The organism is Caulobacter endophyticus, assembly GCF_029543245.1.
GTDB lineage: Bacteria > Pseudomonadota > Alphaproteobacteria > Caulobacterales > Caulobacteraceae > Caulobacter > Caulobacter endophyticus_A.
This window is the reverse complement of record NZ_JARQWV010000041.1, coordinates 1-26924: the sequence shown is the minus strand read 5'-3', so window position 1 is coordinate 26924 and position 26924 is coordinate 1. Positions and strand designations below refer to the sequence as shown.

The following is a 26924-nucleotide window of genomic DNA, read 5'->3' as shown; positions in this document are numbered from 1 at the left end:
GGTGCGTTGTTCGCCGCCTTTTGCCCCTGGGTTTTGGGGGGGGGGGGGGGGAGGGGTGCCTTGCGTGTGCGGCGGGCCGCCCCCCCCGCCTCCTCGGCGCCCCGTCTCGCCCCCTCCACCACTTCGTGGTCCCCCTCCCCCGCAAGCGGGGGAGGAGCTTTGACAACAGAAAGGCCGAAGCCTGCCTGACGCGAACGGCGACAAAGCTGGCTCCGGCCCAGGACGACCGGCAGGAGGATGGCCGGCCGCCGTCAGTTCCCCGAGGCGGGGATCCCTAGAACGTCTTGCGCAGGCTGAACTTGTAGGTCCGGCCCAGCGGATCGCCGGTGAAGGGGTCATAGCCCAGGTCGAGCCGGGCGTAGGACGGGTCCTTGTCGAACAGGTTGGTCACCGCCACCGTCGCGCTCATGGCGCGCGGCAGTTGCACCCGATAGGCCAGGTCCGTCAGCACCTGGGCGTCGATGGTCTTGCCGTTGGACACGGTCACCGCCGCGCCGGTGCTGTCCTTGTAGGCCCCGGTGGCGAACGGCGCGGTGCGCTGGTCGGTATATTTGCCGATGTAGTGCACCGTCAGGCGCAGATTGTGGATCCCGCGGCTCCATTCGGCGAAGGCCTGGCCCTTCCATTCGGGGATCGGCACGACGGTGGTCTGGTAGTTCAGCAGGCCCACCGCATCGAAGGCCTTCTCTACGACGACACCCTCGACCGTGGTCGCTCCCACCTCGTACTTCTGCACCCAGGTCGCCGTGCCGCCGACGGCGAGGTCGCCGCCCAGCACGCCGGCGAAGCTGTAGTCGGCCGAGAAGTCGAAGCCGGAATTCTCGACCGGCGCGCCGTTGATATAGAAGGTCTTCAGCCGCGCGATGTTGGCGGGCGAGCCGCACGCGCCGTTGAAGGTGAACCGCGCCTGCAAGGCGGCATAGGCGCTGGCGCCGCAGTTGTTGGCCCCCGAGACGCCGTTCGGATAGATGGCGTTGGTGATCCCCGCCACCGGCTCGGCGACGATCGGGTTTTTGAAGTCGAACCGGAAGTAGTCGATGCTGGCCTTGAAGGCCCCGGCCTTGAACAGCAGGCCGGCGTTATAGGTGTTGGCCTTCTCGGGCTTGAGGTCCGGATTGCCGAAGATGTCGACCGCCCGGAAGACCCCGAGAATGCCCTGGAGCGACGTCACCGAGGTGGTCGTGGTCAGCGGGTCGGGCGGCCCGCGGAAGGTCGAGCCCGCCGAGGCCCGCACCGCCATCCACGGCAGCGCCTGCCAGCGGATCGAGGCCTTGGGATTGAAGGTCGAACCCACCGCCCCGCCATAGTCCTCGTAGCGCGCCGCCAGCTGGGCCTGCACCGTCTCTGTGATCGGCAGGCTGAGCTCGCCGAACCCGGCCACGACGTCGCTCTGGTTGTCGGCCGGGGTGTTGACGCCCAGGAACATGAACGGCCCGTTCCGCGCCGAACCGGTGCAGGTGGTCACCCCGAAGTCCGGCGTGTTGACGCACGGATTGATCAGGGCGTTGGAGATGTCGTTGAAGGTCGAGGTGAAGTAGCTGCGGCGGTACTGCACCCCCGCCGCCCAGGCGATGTCGCCGCCCGGCAGGGTGATGGTCGTCTTGCCGTTCAACACGGCCTCGGCCACGAACAGTCGCGAGGTCTGCTTGGTCGACAGCTTCTTGAAGAACCAGTCGACCAACGCCTTGCTGTTGGCCAGGCTGGAGACGTAGGCGGGATTGGCTGCGCCGGTGATGGCGTTGCTGGGCAAGGCGCTGGCGAAGGGGTTGAAGTACATGCAGCCGCCGACGCCGGGCGTGCCCTGGATGCCGGGGGCTGCGGGGTTGCTGTCGCAGCTGGGGCCGCCCAATCCTTGCAGGGCCAGGGCGTAGCGGTTGACCAGAGTGTCGTAGCCGGTGCGGATCCCCACCTCCTGCGAATAGGTCACCGCGGCCTCCCAGCCGATCCCGTTGCTAAACTCGCCCTTCAGGTCGGCCGAGACGCGATAGGCGTCGAACGATCGCGAGCCGATCGAGGGGCCGTAGCCGAAGGCCGGGTTGCCGCCGATGCCGAACGGCCGGTTGGCGGCGTTGATGGCCCCGAAAGCGAACACCGTGCCCGGCGCCGTCGTCTGCGCGCCGGTGCCCAGGTTGGTCAGGGTGACGGTCGGATTGGTGGCGATGAAGTTCAGCAGGCCGGGATTGGTCGCGGGCACGAAATAGCGTCCGATCAGGCTGGGCGTCGGCGCCACCTCCGCGGTCGGCACGGCCAGGGCCGCATAGGACGGCGAGGTGTTCCAGTCGGGCACGTCGGTATGGGCGTACAGCGCCTCGACGTGGAACTTCGTGGTCTCCGAAAGCTGGGCGTTGATTTCGCCATAGACCTGAACGGCGTCGGACTTTTCCACCAGGTTGTCGAACGGCGTGTAGTGCCAGTAGCAGACCGGCGTCAGGCCGCTGAAGCCGGGATAGCCGCCCAGGCCCGCGCAGGCCGGATCCCTCAAAGCGTTGGCCGAGCTGGCCGCCGGGATGAAGGTCGAGGGACTGCCCGCCGCCGACCAGCCGGCCTCGGGGTTCGACAGATAGGGGCTGCTGGCCCAGTCGCGCTCGGCCACGCTGAGCTTTGAGCGATGCTGCCAGCCGACGCTGACCAGCATGTCGCCGCTGTCCCACTTCTTGCCGTAGGTCAGGTTCAGGCCGTAGTCGCCGTCCGAGCCGTCGATCGCCCGGTAGTCGGCGCCCAGTTCCAGCCCGTCGACATTGCGCTTGGTGATGAAGTTGACAACCCCGGCGATGGCGTCCGAGCCGTAGGTGGCCGCCGCCCCGTCCTTCAGCACCTCTATGCGGCCGATGGCGGCGGCGGGGATGATGTTGGTGTCGACGATGCCGGCTCCGGCCGTGGCCAGCGGGTTGATCGCCAGGCGCCGGCCGTTCAGCAGCACCAGGGTGCGTTGCGAGCCCAGCCCGCGCAGATTGACCGAGCCCGAGCCTTCCGAGCCCTGGGCGCGGCTGTCGAACTGGTTGGTGTCGCCCAGCACCCCGGCCGAGACCGACAGCGACTTGATCAGCTCCACGGTCGAGGGCGAGCCGCGCTTCTGCAGCTCTTCGGCCCCGATCACGTCGACCGGCAGGGCCGCGTCCTCGGGCGTGCCGCGAATGAAGGAGCCGGTGACCACCACCTCCTCGACCTGCGTGCTTTCCTGGGCGGCCGCCGTTCCCGCCGCGGCGGCGAGCGCCGCCGCCAGCGCGCAGGCCGAGCCCGCGCGCAGATAGGTCTTCCTGGTCATTTCCCTCTCCCGGTCTCTCTTCTTTTTCGGAGCGCTTGGGCGAGGGCGGATCTCTCTCAGGTCTCGGCGAAATCCTTCACGCGTGGGGCTCGCATGCGGCTGCACGCCGCGTTCCGATCACGCCTTTCGAATTTGGAAGATGCGAACCTCGAAGCCGACAACCTTGGGATCCCCCTCTCGCCGGATACTTTGTACGCAAAGCTTTTTCACTGGCCCGAAACCGCCGCGAACCGCATCGCCGGCGAGAGTCGAACGAATGTTTCGATGATTGGGTATGTTTTTCGAAAACGTCAACCGCCCGTAATCCCCAGGCAATGAGCCGAGCCGGCGCGCGGCCTCGAAAAACCGTCGCTTCCGGCTGCCAGCCTGCTGACAGATTTGGGTGGCCGCCGTGCGAGCAAAAGCGCGGGGGCCGTACGTAGTGACCGCAAGCATGGAAGAATCCGCCTACGTCTTGGCGAGGCGGGCTTTTTTCTTGTGGGTAGTGGCCGTAATTGAGCGAACGACGGTCCAGTTCGTCCGTTATGGGGCGGTCGTCCGGAAGTGGGGTAGTTTCTTGATGAGTTTCGACGCGACCGCTGATCGCCGCCCGCCCGCGCGCCTGATCGCGCGGATCGGGCTCGGGGTGGGCGCCAGCTTGGCCGTCCTGGCCCTGGCCGGCTGCAACACCGCCGCGCCGCGCACGCCCGACACCAGCCTGCCGGCCGCTTTCGAGGCCCCGGCCGGAACGCCCCTGCCCGCCGCCGCCCTCGACCAGTGGTGGACGCAGTTCGACGACCCGCAGCTGAACACGCTGATCGCCACGGCCCTGGAAAAGAGCCCCGACGCCCGCAGCGCCGCGGCCGTGCTGGAAGAGGCCCGCGCCGTGCGCAAGGGCCAGATCCGCCAGCTTTTCATCCCCTCGGGCCAGATCAAGGGCGCCGCCAGCCGCCAGCACACCGACATCCTCGATCAGAGCGGCCAGGGCTTCACGCTCGGCGGCGACACCGACAACTACAGCCTGGGTTTCGACGTCTCGTGGGAGCTCGACTATCTGGGCCGCCGCAAGGCCGGGCTGCAGGTGGTGAACAACGACCTGGCCGCCGCCCGCTTCGCCTATGAGGGCGCCCGCGCTGCCCTGGCCGCCAACGTCGCCCAGTCCTATTTCGAGGCCAAGGGCCTGGCCGTGCAGCTGGAAGACGCCCGCCAGAGCGCCCGCATCAGCAAGGGCCTGGGCGACCTGGCCGCCGAGAAGGCCCGCCGGGGCCTGTCGGCGGGGTCCGAGGCCGACAGCGCCGCGGCCACTCTCGCCCAGTCCGAGGCGCAGGCCGCCGACCTGGAGGGCCAGCTCCAGGCCGCCCGCCGCAGCCTGCTGATCCTCGTCGGCCGCGGGATCGACCCGCTGGCCAGCCTCGACGTCGACGCCGCCCTGGCGCAGCCGCCGGCCATCCCCGCGGCCGTGCCCGGCGAACTGCTGGCCCGCCGTCCCGACGTGCGCGAGGCCCAGGCGCGCCTGGCCTCGGCCGCCGGCAACCTGAAGGTCAACCAGAAGGCCCTGTACCCCACCTTCACCCTGACGCCCGGCGTCGGCTGGGCCAAGAGCGTCTCGCCGGCCTTCAACTTCGGCCAGGGCGGCGCCGGCGGCGGCACGGTCTCGACCACCACGGGCACATGGACGCTAGGCGGCAACGTCTCGATCCCGCTGCTCAACATCCCCCAGCTGCTGGCCGAGATCGACGCCCAGGACGCCCGCACCGAACAGGCCGCCGTCGCCTATGAAAAGGCGATCCAGACCGCCTATGGCGAGGCCGAGAACGCCATGGCCCAGCTGGCTTCCGACCAGCGCCGCGTCGCCCTGCTGAAGGCCGGCGAGGCGCGCGCCGCCAACGCCTACGCCGCTAGCCGCAAGGGCTATTCGGCCGGCCTTACCGACCAGACGACCAACCTGCAGAACGAGCAGACCTGGCGCAGCGCCCGCACCGCCCTGACCGGGGCCCAGACCCAGGCCCTGCTGCGCGCCGTCCAGACCTACAAGGCGCTGGGCGGCGGCTGGTCGCCGAACTCGCCCGCGCCGCTGCCTCCCCGGGCCGCCGGCCAGCCCTCCGACACGTCCTCCGAACGCGCCTCGCGATGAGAACCCGACCCATGACGATGATTTCCGCCCGCGCGCTCGCCATGCTGACCGCGTCCGCCCTGGCCCTGACCGCCTGCGGCAAGAAGGACGACGACAAGGCCGCTCCCGCCAGCCAGGCTCGCGCCGTCAGCGTCGGCCAGATCGAGACCCGCCCCCTGGGCGGCGGCATCGAGGCCTCAGGCGTGCTGCTGGCCCGCGACGAGGCCGTGGTCGGCTCGGAGCTGTCCGGCTACCGCGTCGCCCGCATCTATGCCGACGAGGGCGACTATGTCCGCGCCGGCCAGCCGCTGGTCCAGCTGGACGCGACCCTGCTGCGCGCCCAGATCGACCAGCAGGCCGCCGTCTCCGCCCAGGCCCAGGCCGAAGCCGCCCGCGTCTCGGGCCTCGACGGCCAGGGCGTGCTCAGCCAGGAGCAGATCGAAAGCCGCCGCTACACCGCCAAGGCCCAGGCCGCCTCGCTGAACGAACTGAAGACCCGCCAGAGCCGCATGACCATCGTCGCCCCCGTCGGCGGCCGGGTCATCGAGCGCGGCGTCAAGCCGGGCGAGATCTCGGGCGGCGGCACGACGCCGTGGTTCCGGATCGTCCGCGACGGCCTGGTCGAGCTGGAGGCCGACGTCAACGAGCAGGACCTGGCGGGCCTGTCGGTCGGCCAGCCGGCCACCGTCACCCTGCCCGGCGGCCAGCAGGTCTCCGGCGCCATCCGCCTGGTCAGCCCCCGCGTCAACGCCGACACGCGCCTCGGCAAGGTCCGCATCCGCCTGCCGGTGCGCGAGGACCTGCGGGCCGGCGGCTTCGGCAAGGCGACCTTCGGCGCCTCGGGCCAGGCCGTGACGGCCGTGCCCGAAAGCGCGATCCGCTACGACGCCTCGGGCCTGTCGGTGGTCACGGTCGACGCCAACAACCGCGCCAAGCAGGTTCCCGTCCGCACCGGCCGCCGCGGCGGCGGCTGGGTCGAACTGGTCCAGGGCCCGCCCGCCGGCACGCGCGTCATCATCGGCTCGGCCGCCTTCGCCGGCGACGGCGACCTGGTCAAGCCCCAGCCCGCCACGGCCGCCCAGAAGGCCGCCAACTGATGTCCGAACTTCGCATCTCAGCCTGGTCGATCCGGAACCCGATCCCCGTCGCGGTCCTGTTCATCGCCCTGATCATCGCCGGCGTCGGAGCCTATTTCTCGCTGCCGGTGAAGCAGTTCCCGAACGTCACCTTCCCGGCCGTGACCGTCTCGGTCACCCAGAGCGGCGCGGCCCCCGGCGAGCTGGAGACCCAGGTCACCCGCCCGATCGAGGACGCGGTCTCGGGCATCTCCAACATCAAGACGATCCGCTCGTCGGTGACGCAGGGCGCCTCGACCACCACCATCGAGTTCGAGCTCGGCGAAGACCTGCAGAAGGTCACCGACGAGGTCCGCTCCAAGGTCGACCAGGCCCGCGCCAGCCTGCCCAAGGAGATCGACGAGCCGATCGTCCAGCGGCTCGAGATCGACAGCGCCCCGATCATCACCTACGCCGTCTCGGCCCCGGCGATGAGCACGGCCGAGCTGTCGTGGTTCGTCGACGACACCGTCACCCGCGCCCTCCAGGGCGAAAAGGGCGTGGCCCAGGTGGCCCGCGTCGGCGGCGCCGAGCGCGAGATCAACGTCATCATCGATCCGGCCCGCATGGCCGCCTTTGGCGTCACGGCCCCGCAGCTGAACCAGGCCCTGGCCAATTTCAGCCTCGACGCGCCCGGCGGCCGGGCCACGGTCGGCGGCCGCGAGCAGACCCTGCGGGTGCTGGGCGCGGCCAATACGCTCGACCAGCTCAAGCAGATCACCATCCCGGTCGGCTCGCGCTACGTGAAGCTGACCGACGTCGCCGACGTCGGCCAGGGCGCCGGCGAGGAGCGCGGCTTCGCCCGCCTCGACGGCAAGCCGGTCGTCGCCTTCCAGGTGATGAAGACCCGCGAGTCCAGCGACGTCCAGGTCGAGGACCGCGTGAAGGCGGCCATCGTCGCCCTCGAGAAGAGAAGCGCCGGCGTCGCCTTCACTAAGATCTACTCCACGGTCGACGAGACCCGCGCCAGCTTCGAGGCCACCAAGCACACCCTGCTGGAAGGCATGCTGCTGGCCTCGCTGGTGGTGTTCCTGTTCCTGCGCGAATGGCGCGCCACCCTGATCACCGCCATCGCCATGCCGGTGTCGCTGATCCCGACCTTCGCCTTCATGGGCATGGTCGGCTTCTCGCTGAACGTCGTCACCCTGCTGGCCCTGACGCTGGTCATCGGCATCCTGGTCGACGACGCCATCGTCGAGATCGAAAACATCGAAAAGCGCGTGGCCAAGGGCGAACGGCCCTACCAGGCCGCCATGGAAGGCGCCGACGCCATCGGCCTGGCGGTCGTGGCCACCACCTTCACCATCGTCGCGGTGTTCGTGCCGGTGTCGTACATGCCCGGCATCCCCGGCCAGTTCTTCAAGGAGTTCGGCCTGACCGTCGCGGTCTCGGTGCTGTTCTCGCTGGTCGTGGCCCGCCTGCTGACCCCGCTGCTGGCCGCCTACTTCCTCAAGCCGGCCAAGAAGCCCCACCCGCGCAAGCCGTTCGAGGGCCTCTACCGCAAGAGCCTCGACTGGGCGCTGGACCACCGGATCATCAGCTTCATCCTCGGCGGCGTCCTGACCGTCGGCTCGCTGGTCGGCGCCGGCTTCCTGGCCTCGATCGGCGTGCTGGCCGTCGGCTTCCAGCCGCCCGGCAACGCCAACTACTACTACATCAAGCTGCAAGGCCCGCCCGGCGCGACCGTCACCGACATGGACCGCACCGTCCAGGCCGTGACCAGGATGTTCAAGGCCCGCCCCGAGACCGAGCACGTCTTCGTCCAGGTCGGCTCCAACATCGCCAGCGGCTTCGGCGGCCAGAGCGGCGCCGACGTCCGCGACGGCACTGTCACCGTGGTGCTCAAGGGCGATCGCAAGCTGACCGTCACCGAGATCAAGCAGGAGATCCGCGCCGGCCTGCGCGACATTCCCGACGCTCGCGTCAACCTGCAGAGCGACTGGGGCTCGGCCGACATCCAGAACATCCTGACCTCCGAGGACGGCGAGGCCCTCGACAAGGCCGCCCTGCAGATCGAGCGCGAGATGCGTTCGCTGAAGACCGTGGCCGACCCGCGCCCCTCCTCGCCGCCCAGCGGCCCGGAGATCGTCATCCGGCCGCGCGCCGACGAGGCCGCCCGCCTGGGCGTCTCGGTGGCCGACATCGCCGCCATCGCCCGCGTGGCCACGGTGGGCGACATCGACGCCAACGTCGCCAAGATGACCCAGGGCGAGCGCCGCATCCCGATCCGCATCCGTCTGCCCGACGGCGCGCGCTCGGACCTGGCGGCGATCGGCGCCTTGCAGGTGCCCACCGCCAGCGGCGGCGTCACCCGTCTCGACAGCGTCGCCGACATCGACTTCCAGGCCGGTCCCGCCAAGATCGACCGCTTTGGCCGCAAGCGTCAGCTGACCATCGAGGGCGACCTCAACGGCGGCGCCCAGCTGGGTCAGGCCCTGGCCGAGATCAACGAGCTGCCGTCGATGAAGAAGATGCCGGCCGGCGTCGCTCCGGCCTCGGCCGGCGACCAGGAGGCGTTCACCGAGCTGTTCAGCGGCTTCGCCGTCGCCATCCTGTCGGCGATCGGCCTGGTGTTCGGCGTGCTGGTGCTGCTGTTCCGCAGCTTCTTCAAGCCGATCACCATCATCTCGGCCCTGCCGCTGGCCATCAGCGGCGCCCTGGTGGCCCTGGTGGTCTGCGGGCAGCCGCTGTCGATGCCGTCGCTGATCGGCTTCCTGATGCTGATGGGCCTGGCGGCCAAGAACTCGATCCTGCTGGTCGAGTACGCCATCGAACAGGAGCGCGCCGGCATGAGCCAGCGCGAGGCCCTGATCGACGCCTGCCACGAGCGGGCCCGTCCGATCGTCATGACCACCCTGGCCATGATGGCCGGCATGCTGCCCACCGCGCTCGGCCTCGGCCAAGGCTCGGAGTTCCGCCAGCCCATGGCCGTAGCCGTGATCGGCGGCCTGATCACCTCGACCATCCTGTCGCTGGTGCTGGTGCCGGTGGTCTACGAAGTGATCGACGACTTCGAGCAGTGGATCACGCCCAAGCTCTCGCGCATCACCACCCCGCGCGAGGCGCCTGGGACCACGGCCTCGCCGGTGGACAGACTCTGATCCCTCTCCCCTTGCGGGAGAGGGTGGCCCCCACGGAGTGGGGGTCGGGTGAGGGGTCGCACAGCCCTGAACGCCGCGTCAGCCTCACCGCTGGCGCGGCGTTTTCCGTTTGAGAGACCCCTCATCCGTCGGCTATCGCCGACACCTTCTCCCGCAAGGGGAGAAGGATCACGCCAGCGCCGTCGTCTCCGGCCCGGCCTCCCCGCCACACGCGGCGCACCTGACCACCGCCTCCAGGCGCTGGCCGCAAGGCCCATGGGTCAGCACCTCCGGCGGCCCTTCAGGTCCCGCCAGCCAGCGATCGCCCCAGGCCATCAGCGCCACGATCAGCGGGAACAGCTCGCGCCCCTCGGCCGTCAGCCGATACTCCCAGCGCTCGGGCCGCTCCTGGTAGCGCACGCGGTCCAGCACCCCCAACGCCGTCAGCCGCGCCAGGCGATCGGACAGGATGTTGCTGGCCACGCCCAGCTCCGCCTGCAGGTCAGCGAAACGGCGCAGGCCGTAGAACGCCGCCGCCACCAGGTGCGAGGTCCAGCGGTCGCCCAGCACGGCGATGGCCCGCTCGGCCACCGGCGGGATCCCGCCCTCCCCCTCGACGATCGAGCGCCGCTGGGCGCGCGGGCCCGGCGCGGGGTCCAGGCCCGCCCCCGGGCCCGGCGCCACGGTCGTGTTGCGGGCGGTCACCGCCTCGCCGCAGGCCTTGCAGGACAGCTGCGCCACCAGCTCGCAGCCGCAGGTCTTGTGCATGACGCGATGCGCCGGATCGCCCAGCCCATCGACGGCCGCGTCGCTGCGCTTCTGGTCCCAGCGCAGGATCATCAGCGCCGCGTCGAACAGATCCAGCCCCTTGGCCGTCAGGTGATAGCCGTACCGGACCGGCCGCTCCTGATAGGGCCGCCGCTCCAGCAGCCCGGCCGTCTCCAGCCGCCCCAGCCGGTCGGTCAGCAGCGAGCGGGCCATGCCGGTATGAGCCACGAAGCCGTCGAACCGGCTGACGCCCCGAAACGCCGCATACAGCGCCAGCAGCGTCCAGCGATCGCCGATGAGGTTCAGCGCCCGCGCCGCCGAGCTGGCCCTGACCATGCGGAAACTGTGGTTTTCGGGCGACATCTTCCCCTTGGTGCGAGCGTTCGCGGCCGCCTGTCAATCTTGGCCGATTGCCTCGCCTTCAAGTAGCTTTTATAACGAGACTAACAAGAGCGGGGATGGGTAATCTCGCCGGCGCGGAGGCAGCCATGGTCTACATCCTGGGGGGATGGCAGAGCGACTTCTCCGCGAACTGGTCGCGCCGGGGCTGGGGCCTGGCCGACGCGTTTGGCGAGGCGGTGGCGCAGGGACTTGCGGCCACCGACCTCGCCCCTTCCGACATCGAGACCGGCCATGTCGGCAACTTCGCCGGCGAGTTGTTCGCGGGCCAGGGCCTGCTGGGCGGCTTCTTCGGCCTGGTCCATCCCGACCTCGACGGCCTGCCGACCATGCGCCACGAAGCCGCCTGCGCCTCGGGCAGCTGCGCCGTCCTGGCCGCCGCCGCCGAGATCGAGGCCGGCCGCTACGGCCTGTCCTGCGTGGTCGGGATCGAGCAGATGCGCAACGTCCCCGGCCAGACCGCCGCCGAACACCTGGGCGCCGCCGCCTGGACCGGCCACGAGTTCCAGGACGCCCGGTTCCTGTGGCCCGCCGCCTTCTCCGACCTGGCCGAGGTCTATGACCAGCGCTTTGGCCTGCGCTACGAGCACCTGATGGCGATCTCGGAACAGAACTTCGCCAACGCCCGCCGCAATCCCAACGCCCAGACCCGCGACTGGCGCTTTGCGCCAGAGGCCTTCACCGCCGACGACGTGGCCAATCCGGTGGTCGAGGGCCGCACCCGCAAGCAGGATTGCGGCCAGGTCACCGACGGGACGGCGGTGATCTTCCTGGCCTCGCCCGAGCGCGCGAAAGCCTATGCCGACGCTCGCGGGATCGCGCTGGAGAGCCTGCCGCGCATCAAGGGCTGGGGCCACCGCTCGGCCCCGATCCCGCTCGACCGCAAGCTGGCCGCCAGCCGGGACGGCGGCCATGTCTTCCCGCAGGTGCGCCGGGCCATCGACGACGCCCGCGCCCGGGCCGGCCTGTCGCTCGCCGACATCCACGCCGTCGAGACCCACGACTGCTTCGCCGTCACCGAATACATGGCCATCGACCATCTGGGCCTCACCGCGCCGGGCGAGGCCTGGAAGGCGATCGAGGCCGGCGACATCGCCATCGGCGGCAAGCTGCCGGTCAATCCGTCAGGCGGCCTGATCGGCGCGGGCCATCCCGTCGGCGCCACCGGCGTGCGCATGGTGCTGGACGCCTTCAAGCAGACCACGGGAACGGCGGGCGACTATCAGGTCGAGGGCGCCCGCAACGTCCAGACCCTCAATATCGGCGGCTCGACCACCACCACGGTCAGCCTGGTGATCGGAACCTGACATGCTGCAGATCCTGCTGGTCGACGCCGCCGTCTCGGCCGCCGCCTTCCTCGTGCTATGGCTGATCTCGCTGAAGATCCGCGACGTCAGCTTCATCGACGCCTGGTGGGGGCTGGGCATGGCGCTGATCGCCTGGACCGCCCTCCTGCAAGGCCCGCCGACGCCGCGCGGCATGCTGCTGACCACCATCTGCTCGGTGTGGGCCGCGCGCCTGGGCGGCTACCTCCTGTGGCGCTGGCGCAAGCACGGCGCCGACCGCCGCTATGTCGCCATGCTGGCCCACGCCGAGAAGGAGCGCGGCTGGAGCTTCGCCAAGACCTCGCTGCTGCTGGTCTTCTCGCTGCAATACGTCATGCAGTTCGTCGTCGCCCTGCCGGTGCAGTTGGGCCAGGCGCCCGGACCGCTTGGCCCGCTGGCCTTCGCCGGCGCAACCCTGGCCGTCATCGGCATCGTCTTCGAGACGGTCGGCGACGCCCAGCTCGTGGCCTTCAAGGCCGATCCGGCCAACGCCGGCAAGGTCATGGACAGGGGCCTGTGGCGCTACACCCGCCACCCCAACTATTTCGGCGACGCCTGCACCTGGTGGGGCCTCTTCCTGATCGCCGCCGAGGCCCTGCCCTGGGGCCTAGCCTCGATCGTCGGCCCGATCCTGCTGACCTTCACCCTGATCCGCTGGAGCGGCGTGCCCACCACGGAGGGACGCCTGAAGAAGACCCGGCCGGACTACGCCGCCTATGTGGCGCGGACCTCGGGGTTCGTGCCGTGGTTTCCCAAAACCAACCCTCTCCGCTGAAAACCCTTCTCCCATAGGGAGAAGGAGGGGCCCGCGCCGCAGGCGTGGGAAGATGAGGGGTTACACCGTCAGCCGGCGTGCCGGCACGATCCAGAACAGTTCGGCGAAGGCGAAACCCCTCACCCTCCCGTCGCTTCGCGACGGGCCCCTCCCTCTCCCTATGGGAGAGGTTTCAGCTCACCCCGCCCCGCCCACACGCTGTGCGTCCCGCTGCTGATCTTGTGCGGCAGAGCGATCCGGCAGGTCACGTCCATCGTCCGCGCGTCCACCACCAGGCATTCCGAGGTTCCGGTGTTCTCGTCGATGATGAAGCTGACCAGCCAGCCGTCGTCCTCGTCGGTCGCCCCCGGTCGACCTGCGAACGGCGCCTCGCTGGCGTAGCGGCCTTCGGGCAGCTTCAGACTCCAGCTCTCGCCGGTGACCAGGTCGTGCTTGACGAAGCCGTCGAATAGGAACCAGCCGGGCTTGGCCGTCGTGGAATAGGCGTAGCGATAGGGCTTGCCGGCCCAGGCCTGGTTGAACATGCCGAACTCCAGCACCCGGTCGTCCAGCCGCTGCTCGACCGTCTCGCCGGTCGCCAGGTTGAACCGCCAGCGATGCAGCTTGGGCCGGAAGCTGTGCTCGTCCAGATAGGCCATCAGGTGGGCGTACTGCTCGGGCGCATCAGCCAGCGGGCGCGGCGTCGGATTCTCCTGAAAGTAGCCGTCGACCACCACCTCGTCGCCCTCCTCGTAGGCGTTGAGGAAGTGCAGCACATAGGTCGGCGCGGCCTCGAACCAGCGCGGCTGCCCGCCCTTGCGGGGCACCAGCGCAAAGCGCGACGGCAGGCCCTTGTGCAGCCGCACCGCATGGATGTCGCGCTCCAGAAGCCCAGCGTCCCAGAACACCGGCAGGTCGTTGAGGATCGCCCAGTTCTGGCTGAACGCCATGTCGTGCGGCAGGCGCGGCCCCGGCAGCGGCACGGGCTGGTACAGCCTCCGCCGGCCCGACGCGTCGACGACGCCGAAATGCATGTAGGGCGCGTGCTTGGAGTAGTTGAAGAACAGAAGCTCGCCGGTCGCCGGATCGACCTTGGCGTGGGCCGACACCCCGTCGAGCGGCGCCCACGAAGCGGGGCCCAGGGTCTCCAGGGTCAGCGGATCCAGCCGATAGGCCTCGCCGCACTGGTAGAAGGTGGCGATCGCCTCGCCGGCATGGACGACGATGTCGGTGCTGGCGGTGTCCTTCAGCGCTCCATGCGCGCCGAAGCCCGGCCGCAGCGACACGCCCGGCCCGTCGGCCAGCCCGCCCCACAGGCTCTGGCCCGCCTCCTGCTCGGCCTCGAAGCCGCGCGTGCGGATGAACCGGTTACGATACCGCGCCTGGCCGCCCCGGAACTCGATCTGGTGGACCATGCCGTCGCCGTCGAACGGATGGTAGCGACCCAGCGGCTCGTGCGCCGGGTTCTCGGTGTTGCGCAGATAGACCCCGTCCAGCTGCGGCGGGATCGCGCCCTCCAGCACCATCAGGTCCTCGGCGTCGAGTTCCTCGTGCTGCGGCGTCCAGGCGCCGGTCATGTAAGGATGGTCGGTGACCCCAAGCGAGGTCTTCACCGACGGTTGGCGCGCGATCTTCATGCCGTCCTCCCCAGGCTGGCGGAGGAAGCCTAGACCATAAGTCTCGTTATGCAAGCATCTTCGGCGAACATCGATTGCTGCATCGCACCCAAAAGAAAGGCCCGCGAGCCGAAGCGCGCGGGCCATTTCCTCGTGGGACCCCGAAACCGGGGCGACCGCGGCCGAATTACAGGGCGGCGCGGTTCTTGTAGGCCGAAACGGCCAGAGCGATCAGGCTCAGCATGGTAGATCCAGTCATCTGCGTCGCCGGGACCGGATTGCCCCGACGCCGGCCATATATGATGACAACGTTGTCAAATCAAGGCCACATGCTGCGACGCAACAACGCATGAAGCACCCTCCCCCTGAAGGGGGAGGTGGCCCGGAGGGCCGGAGGGGGAAGTATCTGACGAGCTGGCGACAGCCTTAGACGCCGCAAAGACTTCCCCCTCAGTCGGCTTCGCCGACAGCTCCCCCTTCAGGGGGAGCATCTCTTAAGCCGCCCTCGCCTCCTCGCCCATGAACACCACCTTGGCCCCTTTCTCGACGGCCTTGCCCAGTTGGGCCGCATCCCAGTTGGTCAGGCGCACGCAGCCGTGCGAGGCGCGCTTGTTGACCAGCTTGGGGTCGGGCGTACCGTGGATGCCGTAGGTGTCCTTGGTCAGGTCGATCCAGGTGCCGCCCACCGGGTTGTTCGGCCCGGCCTTGATGGTCAGCTTGCCCTTGGGCTTGCCGAAGGTCAGGCGCGAGGGGTCGTAGGTGTAGGTCGGCCGCGGCGCGACGGTGTTGACCGCCAGTTCGCCGCTGGGGGCCGGACGCTCTGTGCTGCCGACCGTGGCCGGATAGACCGCCTGCAGCACGTCCTGGTCGTCGAAGGCCCGCACCTGGCCGATGGTCTTGTCGATCTCGATCCGCGTCACCCGCGCCGGCAGCTCGGCCGGCCCCAGGGCGGCCACGGCGATGCGGGTGCCGGCCTTGGTGAAGTCGGCCCCGGGGTTCAGCGCCTGCAACAGCGCCTCGTCCATGTGGAAGCGTTCGGCCAGGGCCTCCAGCGGCCCGGTGTAGGAAAGCGCCGGCAGCTTCGCCATCGCCTCGTAGTCGTCCTTGGGGATCGACTTGACGTACGGCCCCATCACGTCGTCCGGCGTGATCACATAGTCGCTCAGCACCGGCCCGCCGTCGGCCTCGATCAGCGCCTTCCAAAGGTCGGGCGTCACCTGGCCGTCGACCGTGAGGCCGCGCGCCTGCTGGAAGGCCTCGATGGCCAGCCGCAGGTTCGTGCCCGTCACCCCGTCGATCGAGCCGGGCGAGAACCGCGCGCGATCCAGCAGCACCTGCACCCTGACGAGCGACGGTGCGATCATCGACGGATCGGCCGGCGGGGCGTCCTGCGGTCCCGCCGCCTCCACGGCCTGAGCCAGGGGAGAGCGACCGTTGGCGGCGGGGGCGGCCTTCGGCTGCGGCGCGCCGGCGGCCGCCGGCGGCGTCTCGGCCTTGTCCTCGCCCTTCGAGCAGGCGGCCGCGGCCAGTGCGCATCCGGCCATCAGGGCCGCGAGACGGAAGGTCGAAGGCATCGCATACTCCACGCACGAGGAACGTCTTGCCGTTCTCAAGCCTTGAGCCATGGCGAAGTTCCGAAAGGCGGGTGCGCTTGGCTTCACGATGGCGGAAGGGAACGAAGGCGCGGCGGCGCGGCCGGCGTGCGGGCCTGGCCCTGCTGGTCCTGCTGCTGGCCGGCTGTGCGGGGGTCGGCGTCTGGCTGGCCTGGCCGAGCGCGGGACCGCCGCCCGCCGACCCGCCCACCGGCGACGAGGCGCCGTTCGAGCCCGCCGCGCAGTATGTGCCGTCCAACGACCCGCCCTCGGCCCCGCTGTCGCCCCTGCCGGTCGACGAGACCTGCGAGGCCGCCGCCCCGGCCGGCGCCGCCGAGGCCAATGCCGAGGGCCTCAACACCCTTGCCTGGGCCCCGTTCGGACGAACCGAGACCGGCTGGGTGATCTACGCCCCGCGCATCGGCGCCGAACTGGCCACCGCCTGCGGACCGGGCACGACCCGCTTCGCCGCCGCCCTCGCCCGCTGGCAGGCGGGCCACGGTTTGGCCCAGACCGGCGTGCTGGACGCCCCCACCTTCGACGCCATGAAGACCCGCTGGACGCTGGCCCGTCCCTTCGCGGCCATCAATGCCCGCGGCGAATGTCCCAACGCTCCTACGCTGGCGAGTCTGTCGACGGCCAAGACCGAAGAGTCCTACGGCGGCAAGACGATCCAGCTGCGCCCCGGCGCGCTCGAGGCCTATCGCCGGATGGTCGAGGCCGCGCGGAAGGACGGCGTCGTTTCCGACCGCGATCCGCGCGTGCTGACCATCTTCTCGGCCTTCCGCGACCCGGCCGCCGACGCCGCCCGCTGCGCCCGCGACAACAACTGCCAGGGCGTCACCCGCACCATCTGCTCGGCCCACCGCACGGGCCTGGCCATGGACGTCTTCATCGCCGCCGCCCCCGGCCACGGCCCCGACTCCAGCGCCGACGACAACCGCCGGGCCATGGCCCGCTCGGACGTCTATCGCTGGATGGTGCGCAACGCCGGCCGCTTCGGCTTCGTCAACTACGTGTTCGAGCCCTGGCACTGGGAGTGGACCGGCGAGCCGCCCCTGCCCGGCGTGCCGATCTCAAGCCTTCCTCAAGACGGATCACAACCGCTCGATCAGGGGGCGCCCACGCCTCAACCCGGCCTGAAAGGCTTACTACCTAGGAAGAATGAAGTTCGCTGACGCTCACATTCCCAAACACTCGAAATGGGGCCGGCGCGAGATCCTGGCCGGCCTGCTCGCCCTCCCCGCCGGGTCCGCCCTGGCCGCGCCGCGCGTCGCCGTCCCGCCGCGTCCGCCCGTGGTCACGGTGCTCGGCGACTCGATCACCGCCGGCCTTGGCGTGCGCCAGGGCGAGGCCATGCCGGCCCGCCTTCAAGCTGCGCTGGCCGCGCGCGGCCTCAATGTCCAGGTCCGCGCCGCCGGCCGCAACGGCGACACCAGCGCCGGCGGCCTCTCGCGTCTAGAAGGCGCGCTGGGCGCCGACACCGCCGTCTGCGTCGTGGCCCTGGGCGGCAACGACCTGCTGCTGGGCCTGCGCCCCGAGGCCACCCGGGCCAACCTGCGCGCCATCCTGACCCGCCTGCGCGAGCGCCGGATCCCCGCCGCCATCGCCGGCATCAACGCCCCGGCCCTGCTCGGCGCCGACTACGCCCGCCGCTTCAACGCCGTCTACACCGACCTGGCCCGCGACTTCGCGGCCCCCCTGCTGCCCAACCTGCTGGCCGGCATCGGCGGCTCGCGCCGCTACATGCAGAGCGACGGCATCCACCCGAACGCCGAGGGCGCCCGCGTGATCGCGGCCAACCTGGCGCCGGTGGTGGTCCAGGCCCTGGCGCGGGCGACGCAGGTGGCGGTCAGATAGATGCTCCCCCTGAAGGGGGAGCTGTCGCCCCCGGGTCCGGCCGAAGGCCGGCCCGAGGATAAACTCCGCGACTGAGGGGGAAGTGATCGCGGCATGTCAGCAGCCGCTTCCCCCTCCGACCCTTCGGGCCACCTCCCCCTTCAGGGGGAGGATCTAGAGAAACCACTCCACCGCCACCAGCACCACGCCCGCGATCCAGGCCGTCTCGACCACCATCAGCGCCACGGGCCGCCAGCCGGCGGTCATCACGTCCTTGAACGAGGTCTTCATGCCCAGGCCCGCGATCGCGGTGACCAGGCACCAGCGGCTGACTTCCGTGGCCGCGTCGGCGCCGGCCTTGGGCAGCCAACCGAAACTGTTGACCGCCACCAGGGCGGCGAAGGCGAGCAGAAACAGCGGCAGCTGGGGCCTCGCCCCGCTGCTCCCGCCCGGCAGCATCCGCGCCGCCAGGAAGGCGATGGCGAACACCACCGGCAGCAGCATCGACACCCGCAGCAGCTTCACATAGGTCGCCACGTCGCCGGTGTGCGGCGAGATCATGTAGCCGGCCCCAACCACCTGGGCGACGTCGTGGATCGTGCCGCCCAGGAACACCCCGGCCTTGGTCTGGTCCAGGTGCAGGGCCGCCGTCAGCAGCGGATAGGTGATCATGGCGATGGTCGACAGGGCCGTGACCACCACCACCGTCAGGATGGTGTCGCGCTCGCCGTCCTTGTCGCGCGGCAGCACCGAGGCGATGGCCAGGGCCGCCGAGGCCCCGCAGATGCCGACAGCCCCGCCCGACAGCACGCCGAAGCCCTGGCGCAGCCCCATCCGCTTCGAAAGGAACGCCCCCAGCAGGATCGTCGACACCACCGCCAGCACCACCGTGATGATCGGGGTGATCCCCAGGCTCAGGATCTGCCCCGCCGTGATCCGCGCGCCCAGCAGGGCGACCCCGAACCGCAGTATGGCCTTGGACGAGAACTCGATGCCGGGGATGCAGCGGCCTTCCTGGTGCAGGAAGTGGAAGGTCATGCCTAGCAGCAAGGCGAACAGCATCACCGGCGCGCCGTAGTGCTGCGACAGCCAGGTCGAGGCCAGGGCGATGGTCCCGGCCACCAGCACGCCGGGATAGAGCTTGATCAGCGCCGCCTGGCCGGGAAACCGCTCCTTGGCCTTCTGCACCGGGGCCGGCTCGGGACGGCTCAGCCCCTCCATGCCCTCCAGCGATTGGAACAGCGCCCGCGCGGCGGCCGCGTCGGTGTCGAGATCGGAATGCATCGCCAGGCCCTTTGACGAGTCGCCGTGCCGACGACGCCTTCCGTCTGGACCCGGAGCGCAAGCGTGGCAAGTGAGGGCCTTGAGGGACGCGAAAACCCCGCCCTTCGACGAGCTCAGGGTGAGGTTTTCGAATGACCCGCAGCGCCAGCCTTGGTCCTCATCCTGAGCTTGTCGAAGGACGAGGACCACGTAGGGCCACCAGCGCCGAGATGTAGGCCTCCATCAGCCGCACCAGCTCGTCCTCCAGGGCCTGCGGATCCAGCGCCAGGCCCGGCTCGGCGGCGGCCGCGCGCAGCAGGCCGACAGCGGCGTGGGTCAGGACGAAGGCCGACTCCGGGGTCAGATCGATCTGCAGCCGGGCCTTCCCGGCGATCGAGGCGAGGAAAGCCTGGTGGTGCTCCTCAAGCACCGCGTCTCCCCTGTGAAACATGGCGCCCAGCAAGGCCTGGCGCGTGGCCGGCGAGCCCTCGAAGCCGTTCATCAGCGCCCGCACGATCGGCCGCACGCTGCCCAGGTCCGGACGTTCGATCAGGGTCTGGGCGATCGCGTCGCGCACCGCGCTGGTCCGCCGCTGGGCCAGGGCCGCCAGTATGTCCTGCTTGTCGGCGAAGTACTGATAGACCGTGCCGACGCTGACCCCGGCCCGCTCGGCCACGTGATTGGTGGTCAGCCGCTCGGGCCCGCCGCTCTCCAGAAGCTGAAAGGCCGCGTCGAGAATGGCGTCGACCGTGGCCTGCGCCCGCCCCTGACTCGGGGATCGCCGTTTCTTTTCAGCCACTTGCCGCCGTCCTCCATGTGCCCGCCGCGCCGAACGGCAAGGCGAGTAGGAACATGAGCAATGCTTACATACGCTTGAGGCCGAGAATAGGTCCGTCCCCCAGGAGCGGACCGGAAGGAGCCCAGATGATCCGTCCCATCGACGAAGTCCGCGCCCGCGTCGCCTCGCAGAAGACCCTGCTGCCGGGCTTCTACGGCAAGATCGATTTCGACCGCACGCCCGAGCGCTTCACCGAGGACCCCGCCTTCGCCGTCGCCCGCGACCGCAATCCCCTCGGCGTGTCGGTCAGCCAGGACGACCTGGACCGCGTGCGCGCCTACACCATGCTGGGCGACATCGTCGCCGACGCCTACGCGGCCCTGATCCCGCAGTTCGGCTTCCGCCGGCTGATCGACATGCTGGTCACCGCCTGCGAGCGCGGGATCGACGCCGTGCCGGACGCGCCGCCGGAACTCGCCGCCTTCATCGCCGAGATGGAAGCCACGCCCGACTGGATCGACATGGACCTGGTGCGCGAGGGCCAGCGGCTCGACCGCAACGCCGCCGCCCACCTTGGCCCCTTCGCCATCCGCGGCGCGTTCGTGGCCACCTTCCTCAACAAGTATTCGGCCCTGCCCATGGCCCTGACCGGAACCCTGGGGGCCGAGACCGCCGCCAAGCGAGTCAACGAGACGGCCGCCTTCTTCACCACCACCCTGCTGCCGGGCTCGCTGGACCGCCACGGCGAGGGCTTCAAGGCCGCGGCCATGGTGCGGCTGATGCACTCGATGGTGCGCTTCAACGCCCTGCGTTCGGGCCGCTGGGACAGCGCCGTCTACGGCGTGCCGATCCCGCAGGTCGACCAGATGCCGGCCGGGCTGATTCCGATCTTCCTGATGTCGTTCCAGATGCTGCGCCAGGGCCGCCGCAGCTTCACCCCGGCCGAGCGGGCCAAGGTCGAACTGGCCCGCTATCGCTGCTTCCTGCTGGGCCTGCCGCAGGACCTGCTGGCCGACACGCCGGAGGGGATCGTGCGGATGATGACGGCCCGCGACAGCACGCTGCGCCGGGGCTTCGACGACGAGACCTGCGGCGCGCTGATCCGCGCCACCCTCGACGCCTACCTGCCGCCGGACGAAAGCCCCGCCAACCGCCTGCACGACCGCATCGAGCGCCGCTTCGCCAAGGCCTTCTTCCTGCGCCACTTCATGCGCGGCGACCGCAAGCGGGCGGCCAGCATGGGCATCGAGGTCACTCCAGCCGACGAGGCGACCTTCATCGTCGTGGCCCTGCTGGTGACCTTGCAGATGAAGGCCTTCGACCTGGCCGACCGCCTGCCGGTGCTGCGCCACGTCGCCGACGCGGCCATGGTCCACCGGATCCGCGGCCTGCTGAAGCGCTACGGTCACGCCGAGTTCACGACGGACGCGGCCAGCTACCGCCCGACAAATGCGAAGGCGGCGGCCTGAGCCCTCTCCCCTTGCGGGAGAGGGTGGCCCGCGAAGCGGGTCGGGTGAGGGGTCGAAAGCCCGGTCCGCCGCAGCGGCCGAACGATCGAGTGCGGCGCGGAAGGTCAGAGAGACCCCTCATCCGTCATCCTTCGGATGACACCTTCTCCCGCAAGGGGAGAAGGAAGTTTGGTCAATCCGCGTCGTCGAACGCGTCTTCGCCCGAGGTCTCTTCCTCGCCGGTCAGCGCCGTGTCGAGGCTGTCGATGATCTCGTCCATCTGCTCGGACGTGATCGAAACATAGATGTTGTCGCCGCCGACCGCCGAGACCAGCAGGCGGTAGCCGTCTTCGGTTTCCTGCAGGGAGAAGGTTTCCAGGGGCTGCAGCTTGGCCATGGTCGGCGTCTTTCGTCTGGGGAATGCGAGGCGCGGATGTAGGCTCCCGGAGCCTTCAGTTCAACGCGCGTCCTTCAGGCAACGCCCTTCAGGGCGCCCCGCCGCAGCAGCGAGATGTGGCAGGCGATCAGCACCTCGCGCTCGACCCACGGAAAATCCGCCCGGGCGATCAGCAGCGAGACCAGGCCGTGCAGGCCCGCCCACAGGGTCTGGGTGATGCGCTGGACGTCGTCGTCATGGGTCAGCCCTGCGTCGCGCACCTCGCCCACGATCTCGGCGAAGCGCTGGAAGGCGCCGATGCCGGCCATCATCGGCCGGTCGCCGACCCGCTCCTTGTAGGTGCCGTCCAGCCCCTTCTCGACCATGAAGGCCACGCGATAGGCGTCGGGGTTCTCAAGGCCGAAATCGACATAAACCCGCAGCGCCTTCTCGAAGCACTCGGCCGTCGGCGTGAAGTCGGCCCGGGCGGCCTCCATGCGCTCGACCAGGATCGAGAAGGCGCGGATGCACAGTTCGGCGGTGATGTCGTCCTTGGTGGCGAAATAGGCATAGAGCGCCGGCTGCGAGATGCCGACCGCCTCGGCGATCTGGCGGGTCGAGACGGTGTGCAGGCCCTTGGCGCTGAACAGCTTCAGCGCCGCGTCCAGGATCTCCTCACGGCGCTCGGCGCCCTGGCCCTTGGGCTTGCGGGGGGAACGGACTTTCGGCGCGGTCATCGTCCCTCCTTTCCGTGTTCGGCCCGTCTTGACAACCCACAATAATCGATCAGTGATAACTTATCACCGATCGATGATGAGGGCGAGGGCGATGGACGGGGCGCGTGCTGGTTACGGAGGCGTCGTGCTGTTGACGGCGCTGGCCCTCGGCTCGGGCCTGATGCTGGTCGCCTGCGGCGGCAGGGCCGACACGCCCCAGGCCGCACCGCCCCCGGCCGTCGAGGCCGTCACCGTGGGCTCGCCCGGAGGAGCCTCGGAGCTGACCGCGTCCGGAACCCTGCAGCGCCGCCGCGAGATGGCGCTGTCGTTCCGCATTCCCGGCGTCTTGACCCGCATGAGCGTCGAGGCCGGCGACGCGGTGCGGGCCGGCCAGGCCCTGGCCGCCATAGATCCGGCCGGCGTCGACGCCCGCCAGACCCAGGCCGCCGCCGATCTGGAACGCGCGCGCCGCGACGCCGACCGGGCCCGCAAGCTCTATTCCACCGGCTTCGTGGCCAAGGCCCGGCTGGACGACGCCGAAAGCGCGCTGAAGGCCGCCCAGGCCGCCCACGCCGGCGCGGCCTTCGACCGGCGCTGGGCCGCGCTGTCCTCGCCCGTCTCCGGCGTGGTGCTGGCCCGCACGGCCCAGGCCGGCGAGGTGGTGGCCGCCGGCCAGACCGTGCTGACGGTCGCCGACCTGTCCAGCCCGCTCGTCCTGCGCCTGCCGCTGCCGGCCCGCGACGCAGGCCGGGTGACGCTGGGCTCCAGCGCGTCGGTCACGGCCGACGCGCTGCCCGGCCAGACCCTGACCGGCGTCGTCACCCGCCTGGGCCAGGCCGCCGACGCCCGCACCGGCGCGGTCACCGTCGAGATCGAGGTCCAGGCCCCGCCGCAGTTGAAGAGCGGCCAGATCGCCGCCGCCCGCCTGCAAGCCCCCGCCTCGGCCCAGGCCGCCGCCCGCGCCGAGTTCGTCCGCATCCCCGCCGAGGCCCTGCTGGAGGCCTCGGGCGACAAGGCCGCCGTGCTGCGGCTGGACGGCGCCGTGGCCCGGCGCGTCAACGTCCGCTTCGGCGGCTTCGACGGCGACGACGCCCTGGTGGCGGGCCTCGCGGCCGGATCCCGGGTGATCACCGCGGGCGCCGGCTTCGTCTCCGACGGCGAGAAGGTGGCCGTGGTCGATCCCCGGGCCCTGGCCGCCCCCGTCCGCAGGGCGGCGGGCAAATGAACCTCAACCTCGCCGCCTTCGCCGTAAAGCGCTGGCAGTTCACCATCGTCGCCTTCGGCCTGCTGGTGATGCTGGGGGTCAACGCCCTGCTGACCGTGCCCCGGTCGGAGGACCCGCACTTCCCGATCCCCATCGTCATCGTCCGCGCCGTCCTGCCCGGGGCCGAGCCGGCCGAGATGGAGCAGTTGGTCGCCGACCCGATCGAGACCGCCGTCTACGGCCTCGACAATATCGACAAGGTCGAGAGCACCAGCCTCGACGGGGCGGCGATCGTGCGGGTGTTCTTCACCTGGGACGTCGATCCCGAGCGCAAGTTCGACCAGGTGGTGCGCGAGGTGAACGCCATCCGCGGCAGCCTGCCCGCCGGCCTGCAACGACTGGACATCGAGCGCGTGCGCACCACCGAGGTGGCCATCGTCCAGGTCGCCCTGGTCAGCGACAGTCTGCCGATGCGCCGCCTGGAAAAGGCCGCCGACCGGCTGTCCGAGCGCCTCGACCGCGTGCCCGGCGTGCGCCAGACCCGCTATTACGGCGCCCCCGCCTCGGAGGTGCGGGTGTCGCTGGACATGGCCCGCCTGTCGGCCCTGAAGCTGCCCGCCTCCGCCGTCGCCGACGCCCTGCGCGCGGCCGGGGCCGAGGCTCCGATCGGCGCGGTCCAGGCCGGCGCCCGGCGCTTCAACGTCAAGTCCGGCGGGGCCTTCCGCTCGCTGGACGCCGTCAAGGACACCCCCGTCCGCTCGGTCGGCGGCCAGGTGGTGCGGGTGCGCGACGTCGCCGACGTGGCCTGGGCCCAGGAGGAACCGACCCACGTCACCCGCTTCGACGGCAAGCGCGCGGTGTTCATCGCCGTCACCCAGAAGGATGGCCAGGACGTCGGCAAGATCACCAAAAGCGTCGAGGCCGTGCTCGACGACTACGAGAAGGTGCTGCCGGCCGGGGTCAGGCTCGATCGCGGCTTCATGCAGGCCCGCAATGTCGAGCACCGCCTCCAGAACCTGCTGCGCGACTTCGGCCTGGCTTTGGTGCTGGTGCTGATCACCCTGCTGCCGCTGGGCCCGCGCGCGGGGCTGGTGGTGATGGTGTCGATCCCGCTTTCCTTGCTGATCGGCCTCTCCTTGATCCAGGCCTTCGGCTTCACCCTCAACCAGCTGTCGATCGCCGGCTTCGTGCTGGCGCTGGGCCTGCTCGTGGACGACAGCATCGTCATCACCGAGAACATCGCCCGCCGGATCCGCGAGGGCGAAGAACGCACGGCCGCGGCGATCAACGGTTCGGGCCAGATCGCCCTGGCGGTCATCGGCTGCACGGCCACCCTGATGCTGGCCTTCCTGCCCTTGATGGCCCTGCCGGCCGGCTCGGGCGCCTACATCCGCTCGCTGCCGGTGACGGTGCTGTGCACGGTGGGCGCGTCGCTCTTCGTGTCGCTGACCATCATCCCGTTCCTGGCCAGCCGGGTGCTGGACAAGCACTCCGATCCGGAAGGAAACCGCCTGCTGCAAGCGGTCAACCGGGTGATCCACACCGTCTACCGCCCCGTGCTGCACCACGCCCTGGCGCGGCCGTGGCTGGCCCTGGCCCTGATGCTGGCGCTGTGCGCCACGGCGGTTCCGATGCTTCAGGCGGCCGGCTCCAGCCTGTTCCCCGCCGCCGAAACGCCGCAGTTCCTGGTCCGCGTCACCACGCCTGACGGCTCGTCCCTGGCCCGCACCGACGAGGCCCTGCGCTATGTCGACCAGCGCCTGGCCAGGGAGCCCGACATCGTCTGGCGCGCCGCCAACCTGGGCCGCGGCAATCCGCAGGTGTTCTACAACCAGTCCCAGCGCGAGAGCGCGGTGACCTATGGCGAGATGTTCGTCAGCCTCAAGCGCTGGGAGCCCGGCAAGAGCGAGCAACTGCTCGACCGTCTGCGCGCCGACTTCGCCCGCTATCCCGGCGCGCGGATCAGCGTCGAGGTGTTCGAGAACGGCCCGCCGATCGAGGCCCCCGTGGCCGTACGCATCACCGGCCGCAATCTCGAGGTGCTCAAGGCCCTGGCCGTGCGCGCCGAGGCGATCCTGAAGAGCACGCCGGGAACCCGCGACGTCGGCAATCCCGTGCGGCTGGACCGCACCGACCTCGACCTCGGCGTCGACGAGGCCAAGGCCGCGGCCCTGGGCGTGCCCGCCGGCGCGGCCCGCCGCGTGGCCCGTCTGTCGCTGTCGGGCGAGGAGACCGGCCGCTTCCGCGACGCCGACGGCGACGACTATGCGGTCAAGGTGCGCCTGCCGATGAGCCAGGTCGACGGCGCCGACCGCAACGCCCTGTCGGCCCTGTCGGGCGTCTACGTGCCCACCGCCGACGGCGAGGCCGCGCCCCTGTCGGCCATCGCCACCCCCAGCCTGAAGTCCAGCCCCGCCCGCATCGACCGCTTCGACCGCGAGCGGACGGTCACCGTCACCGCCTTCGTCCGCACCGGCTACCTGACCGACAACGTCACCAAGGAGGTGCTGGCGCGGCTGCAGAAGGAACTGCCCATGCCGCCCGGCTACGCGCTCAGCCTCGGCGGCCAGGCCGAGGCCCAGTCGGAGAGCTTTGCAGGCTTGGGAGCGGCGGTGATGGTGGCGGTGTTCGGCATACTGGCGGTGCTCGTCCTGGAGTTCCGCAAGTTCAAGACCGCCCTGGTGGTCGCCGGCATCATCCCGTTCGGGATCTTCGGCGCGGCTGCGGCCCTGTGGCTGACCGGCAATTCCCTGTCGTTCACCGCGACCATCGGCCTGATCGCCCTCATCGGCATCGAGATCAAGAACTCGATCCTGCTGGTCGACTTCACCGAACAGCTGCGCCGCGAAGGCATGAACCTGCACGACGCCATCGAGAAGGCCGGCGAGGTGCGCTTCCTGCCGGTGCTGCTGACCTCGGCCACGGCGATCGGCGGCCTCCTGCCGCTGGCCCTGGAACGCTCGGGCCTCTACTCGCCCCTGGCCATCGCCATCATCGGCGGCCTGGTGACCTCGACCGTGCTGTCGCGGGTGGCCACGCCGGTGATGTACTGGCTGACGGCGCGGGGCGAGGAGAAGCGGGCGACCGCCTAAAGGAACCTCCCCCTCAGTCGCTTCGCGACAGCTCCCTACTCCTCCCCCGAGAAACGGGGGAGGTGGCGCGGCGCCATCGGCGACGTGACGGAGGGGGCGACCGCCGGCACAGCGCCCAGTCTCGGCCCCCACCCCACCTAGTGGTCCCCCACACCCCCATAGCGCGGGAGCAGCCAGCAGCGCGGAGAAGACCACCCCCCCC

17 protein-coding genes and 1 pseudogene are annotated in these 26924 nt (G+C 70.3%); 10 read left to right on the top strand and 8 right to left on the bottom strand.

The window, feature by feature from the left end; all coding sequences use genetic code 11:
• Positions 1-274: 274 nt before the first annotated feature.
• Positions 275-3580, bottom strand: a pseudogene (locus tag P7A99_RS24450) (TonB-dependent receptor).
• 244 nt (positions 3581-3824) lie between these two features.
• Here P7A99_RS24450 and P7A99_RS24445 point away from each other — a divergent pair.
• From P7A99_RS24445 to P7A99_RS24435, 3 genes are read left to right on the top strand one after another with little or no spacing between them, the layout of a single operon-like run.
• A complete protein-coding gene (locus P7A99_RS24445) occupies positions 3825-5378 on the top strand; it encodes an efflux transporter outer membrane subunit (RefSeq protein WP_277796314.1) in 1554 nt (517 codons plus the stop codon).
• Positions 5379-5389: 11 nt separating this feature from the next.
• Entirely contained in the window at positions 5390-6454 is a 1065-nt protein-coding gene (locus tag P7A99_RS24440) for an efflux RND transporter periplasmic adaptor subunit (RefSeq protein WP_277796313.1), read from the top strand.
• The gene (locus P7A99_RS24435; RefSeq protein ID WP_277796312.1) at positions 6454-9573 is read left to right on the top strand and encodes an efflux RND transporter permease subunit; all 3120 of its coding nucleotides are present in this window, start codon (positions 6454-6456) and stop codon (positions 9571-9573) included. The genes P7A99_RS24440 and P7A99_RS24435 overlap by 1 nt, the downstream gene beginning before the upstream one ends.
• Positions 9574-9741: 168 nt before the next feature.
• Here the strand turns inward: P7A99_RS24435 and P7A99_RS24430 are convergent, their stop codons facing one another.
• Entirely contained in the window at positions 9742-10683 is a 942-nt protein-coding gene (locus tag P7A99_RS24430; RefSeq protein ID WP_277796311.1) for a winged helix-turn-helix transcriptional regulator, read from the bottom strand.
• Between the two features lie 125 nt (positions 10684-10808).
• Here P7A99_RS24430 and P7A99_RS24425 point away from each other — a divergent pair, with 125 nt between their 5' ends.
• Entirely contained in the window at positions 10809-12026 is a 1218-nt protein-coding gene (locus tag P7A99_RS24425; protein ID WP_277796316.1) for an acetyl-CoA acetyltransferase, read from the top strand.
• A 1-nt stretch (position 12027) separates the two neighbouring features.
• Positions 12028-12819, top strand: coding sequence for a DUF1295 domain-containing protein (locus tag P7A99_RS24420; protein ID WP_277796310.1), 792 nt, complete (start codon positions 12028-12030; stop codon positions 12817-12819).
• A 158-nt stretch (positions 12820-12977) separates the two neighbouring features.
• Here P7A99_RS24420 and P7A99_RS24415 read toward each other — a convergent pair whose 3' ends face one another.
• Together P7A99_RS24415 and P7A99_RS24410 are read right to left on the bottom strand one after the other, a co-directional pair.
• On the bottom strand, positions 12978-14435 hold the full coding sequence (locus P7A99_RS24415; RefSeq protein WP_277796309.1) for a carotenoid oxygenase family protein: 1458 nt from the start codon (positions 14433-14435) through the stop codon (positions 12978-12980).
• A 473-nt stretch (positions 14436-14908) separates the two neighbouring features.
• Positions 14909-15988 carry a L,D-transpeptidase family protein gene (locus P7A99_RS24410; protein ID WP_277796308.1) on the bottom strand — a complete coding sequence of 360 codons (1080 nt, stop codon included), beginning with the start codon at positions 15986-15988 and terminating at the stop codon, positions 14909-14911.
• Positions 15989-16065: 77 nt separating this feature from the next.
• Between P7A99_RS24410 and P7A99_RS24405 the strand changes: the two genes are divergently transcribed.
• Together P7A99_RS24405 and P7A99_RS24400 are read left to right on the top strand one after the other, a co-directional pair.
• Positions 16066-17184: a M15 family metallopeptidase gene (locus tag P7A99_RS24405; protein WP_277796307.1), complete on the top strand. Its 1119-nt coding sequence runs from the start codon at positions 16066-16068 to the stop codon at positions 17182-17184.
• Complete coding sequence (locus P7A99_RS24400) at positions 17171-17866, top strand: GDSL-type esterase/lipase family protein (RefSeq protein ID WP_277796306.1); 696 nt, start codon at positions 17171-17173, stop codon at positions 17864-17866. Before P7A99_RS24405 ends, P7A99_RS24400 begins: the two co-directional genes overlap by 14 nt.
• 153 nt (positions 17867-18019) lie before the next feature.
• Here P7A99_RS24400 and P7A99_RS24395 read toward each other — a convergent pair whose 3' ends face one another.
• Complete coding sequence (locus P7A99_RS24395) at positions 18020-19129, bottom strand: YeiH family protein (RefSeq protein WP_277796305.1); 1110 nt, start codon at positions 19127-19129, stop codon at positions 18020-18022.
• A 157-nt stretch (positions 19130-19286) separates the two neighbouring features.
• Complete coding sequence (locus P7A99_RS24390; RefSeq protein ID WP_277796304.1) at positions 19287-19907, bottom strand: TetR/AcrR family transcriptional regulator; 621 nt, start codon at positions 19905-19907, stop codon at positions 19287-19289.
• Between the two features lie 125 nt (positions 19908-20032).
• On the opposite strand from P7A99_RS24390, the gene P7A99_RS24385 reads away from it, so the two are divergent.
• The gene (locus P7A99_RS24385) at positions 20033-21355 is read left to right on the top strand and encodes an oxygenase MpaB family protein (RefSeq protein ID WP_277796303.1); all 1323 of its coding nucleotides are present in this window, start codon (positions 20033-20035) and stop codon (positions 21353-21355) included.
• Between the two features lie 172 nt (positions 21356-21527).
• Here P7A99_RS24385 and P7A99_RS24380 read toward each other — a convergent pair whose 3' ends face one another.
• The gene (locus tag P7A99_RS24380) at positions 21528-21731 is read right to left on the bottom strand and encodes a hypothetical protein (protein WP_277796302.1); all 204 of its coding nucleotides are present in this window, start codon (positions 21729-21731) and stop codon (positions 21528-21530) included.
• A 74-nt stretch (positions 21732-21805) separates the two neighbouring features.
• Complete coding sequence (locus P7A99_RS24375; protein ID WP_277796301.1) at positions 21806-22447, bottom strand: TetR/AcrR family transcriptional regulator; 642 nt, start codon at positions 22445-22447, stop codon at positions 21806-21808.
• Between the two features lie 124 nt (positions 22448-22571).
• On the opposite strand from P7A99_RS24375, the gene P7A99_RS24370 reads away from it, so the two are divergent.
• Both P7A99_RS24370 and P7A99_RS24365 read left to right on the top strand, forming a co-directional pair.
• On the top strand, positions 22572-23651 hold the full coding sequence (locus P7A99_RS24370; RefSeq protein WP_347276709.1) for an efflux RND transporter periplasmic adaptor subunit: 1080 nt from the start codon (positions 22572-22574) through the stop codon (positions 23649-23651).
• Complete coding sequence (locus tag P7A99_RS24365) at positions 23648-26722, top strand: efflux RND transporter permease subunit (RefSeq protein WP_277796300.1); 3075 nt, start codon at positions 23648-23650, stop codon at positions 26720-26722. Before P7A99_RS24370 ends, P7A99_RS24365 begins: the two co-directional genes overlap by 4 nt.
• Positions 26723-26924 lie beyond the last annotated feature (202 nt).

Bases quoted from the DNA above. Each gene is read 5' to 3' on its own strand.
- P7A99_RS24415 (WP_277796309.1), bottom strand. From the start codon at position 14,435: ATGAAGATCGCGCGCCAACCGTCGGTGAAGACCTCGCTTGGGGTCACC.
- P7A99_RS24440 (WP_277796313.1), top strand. From the start codon at position 5,390: ATGACGATGATTTCCGCCCGCGCGCTCGCCATGCTGACCGCGTCCGCC.
- P7A99_RS24435 (WP_277796312.1), top strand. From the start codon at position 6,454: ATGTCCGAACTTCGCATCTCAGCCTGGTCGATCCGGAACCCGATCCCC.
- P7A99_RS24395 (WP_277796305.1), bottom strand. From the start codon at position 19,129: ATGCATTCCGATCTCGACACCGACGCGGCCGCCGCGCGGGCGCTGTTC.
- P7A99_RS24425 (WP_277796316.1), top strand. From the start codon at position 10,809: ATGGTCTACATCCTGGGGGGATGGCAGAGCGACTTCTCCGCGAACTGG.
- P7A99_RS24410 (WP_277796308.1), bottom strand. From the start codon at position 15,988: ATGCCTTCGACCTTCCGTCTCGCGGCCCTGATGGCCGGATGCGCACTG.
- P7A99_RS24385 (WP_277796303.1), top strand. From the start codon at position 20,033: ATGATCCGTCCCATCGACGAAGTCCGCGCCCGCGTCGCCTCGCAGAAG.
- P7A99_RS24445 (WP_277796314.1), top strand. From the start codon at position 3,825: ATGAGTTTCGACGCGACCGCTGATCGCCGCCCGCCCGCGCGCCTGATC.
- P7A99_RS24430 (WP_277796311.1), bottom strand. From the start codon at position 10,683: ATGTCGCCCGAAAACCACAGTTTCCGCATGGTCAGGGCCAGCTCGGCG.
- P7A99_RS24400 (WP_277796306.1), top strand. From the start codon at position 17,171: ATGAAGTTCGCTGACGCTCACATTCCCAAACACTCGAAATGGGGCCGG.
- P7A99_RS24380 (WP_277796302.1), bottom strand. From the start codon at position 21,731: ATGGCCAAGCTGCAGCCCCTGGAAACCTTCTCCCTGCAGGAAACCGAA.
- P7A99_RS24365 (WP_277796300.1), top strand. From the start codon at position 23,648: ATGAACCTCAACCTCGCCGCCTTCGCCGTAAAGCGCTGGCAGTTCACC.
- P7A99_RS24420 (WP_277796310.1), top strand. From the start codon at position 12,028: ATGCTGCAGATCCTGCTGGTCGACGCCGCCGTCTCGGCCGCCGCCTTC.
- P7A99_RS24375 (WP_277796301.1), bottom strand. From the start codon at position 22,447: ATGACCGCGCCGAAAGTCCGTTCCCCCCGCAAGCCCAAGGGCCAGGGC.